At 71.0% G+C, this 606-nt stretch carries 1 pseudogene; it reads right to left on the bottom strand.

Features of this window, described 5'->3' with window-relative positions:
• Positions 1–339, bottom strand: a pseudogene (locus CCN56_RS40270) (hypothetical protein); the annotation flags it as partial.
• Between the last annotated feature and the right edge of the window lie 267 nt (positions 340–606).

The raw sequence follows: 606 nt of genomic DNA, 5'->3' as shown, positions 1-606 counted from the left end.
CGGCGGGTATCCGTACCCCGGAGCGGCGTACGGATACGGCGGCGCTCCCGCGGACGGCACCATGACCACGACCGGGGCGGGCTGGTGGTGCCGGATGTCGACCACCAGGAAGTAGCAGGTCACGAGCGCCATCTGCACGAGCAGCACGATCATGCCGGCGGTGTTCATCCACGTACCGGCGAAGTGCTCCTCCAGCGGCACCAGACAGGCGATGTTGAGGACCAGCTGCCCCCAGAAGAGCGCCCAGTCCCGCCCGGAGCGCCGCATGATCGCGATGCGGAGCATGGCGACCCACGCGAGGAACCCCAGGGACAGGAGCACCAGGACCGTGATGAGCACGCGGACGGTGATCGTGGCCGCCGACGGGCCGGCGGGCCGTGGCACTGGCGGTGTGGGCACCTGGCCGTACATACGACGCTCCCCCAGACGGATGATCAGGCTAAGAGAATAGGACGGTCTTCACCGGGTCTCCACGCCTCTGCCGTCACGGGCTCACCGCCCCGCCGTCACCGGCCCGCCGCCCCCGCCGTCACCCGGGCTCCACGCTGCCGTCGGCGAGGCCGTCGTACAGGCCCTGCACGAGCTGTTCGCCGAGGCGGGCGGCGA

This window comes from Streptomyces sp. NRRL B-24572 (assembly GCF_002156145.1).
Lineage (GTDB): Bacteria > Actinomycetota > Actinomycetes > Streptomycetales > Streptomycetaceae > Streptomyces > Streptomyces vietnamensis.
This window is presented reverse-complemented; position numbering and strand designations above follow the sequence as displayed.